Below are 245 nucleotides of genomic sequence, written 5' to 3'. Positions count from 1 at the left end.
ATCCAAGACACCTACGGCCTGCAACAGGTGAAGCTGCCCGCCGGCGATCTGGTGCTCTACCCCGGCACCAGCCTGCACAAAGTCAATCCGGTCACCCGCGGCGCGCGCTACGCCTCGTTCTTCTGGACCCAGAGCCTGGTCCGCGAAGACAGCCAGCGCACCCTGCTATTCGAAATGGACCAGTCGATCCAGCGACTCACCCGCGACGTCCCCGACCATCCCTCGCTGATCCGCCTCACCGGTAC

1 pseudogene is annotated in these 245 nt (G+C 64.9%); it reads left to right on the top strand.

Features of this window, described 5'->3' with window-relative positions:
* A pseudogene (locus ACLJNW_RS27670) lies at nt 1-245 on the top strand (PKHD-type hydroxylase); the annotation flags it as partial.

Source organism: Salmonella sp. SAL4457 (genome assembly GCF_046548235.1).
Classification (GTDB): Bacteria; Pseudomonadota; Gammaproteobacteria; order Enterobacterales; family Enterobacteriaceae; genus Salmonella; species Salmonella enterica.
The sequence above is the reverse complement of the archived record's forward strand: the minus strand, read 5'-3'. Positions and strand labels throughout refer to the sequence as shown.